The organism is Shewanella sp. AS16, from assembly GCF_021412365.1.
GTDB classification, from domain to species: Bacteria; Pseudomonadota; Gammaproteobacteria; order Enterobacterales; family Shewanellaceae; genus Shewanella; species Shewanella salipaludis.
Genome location: NZ_JAKCLK010000061.1, coordinates 1 through 418, shown reverse-complemented (window position 1 = coordinate 418; position 418 = coordinate 1). Strand labels below are relative to the sequence as shown.

Here is a 418-nt window from a genome sequence, read left to right as displayed (position 1 = left end):
CAGGAACTGGCATCCAGAAGTACGAGAGCTTCTGCCGGGATGTATGGAGATGCTCATGCTGAATGGGGGGTTAAACCTAAAATTCTTGGTGTTGGTGGAGGATTAGGCGTTAGAGGTGGTGGTCGGGCTGGTATTGATTGGGAAGATAATGATGCGCATACGGCAAGTAGTAATACTCAGTCGAGCCATAATGCTCGTCATGATATCGATGCCAGAGCTACACAAGACTTTAAAGAGGCCAGCGATTATTTTACCAGTCGCAAGGTCAGTGAGTCCGGCAGCCATACGGACAATAATGCTGATTCCCGTGTGGATCAGTTGTCTGCAGCCCTGAATTCAGCGAAGCAGAGTTACGACCAGTACACGACGAATATGACCCGCAGCCATGAATATGCTGAAATGGCATCCCGTACTGAAA

The 418-nt window shown here is 48.8% G+C and carries 1 protein-coding gene; it reads left to right on the top strand.

The window, feature by feature from the left end; translation table 11 throughout:
* Window positions 1–39: 39 nt before the first annotated feature.
* Window positions 40–418, top strand: a 379-nt coding sequence (locus tag LZP73_RS19330) for a hypothetical protein (protein ID WP_442800766.1), incomplete at its 3' end; no start/stop codon positions are given.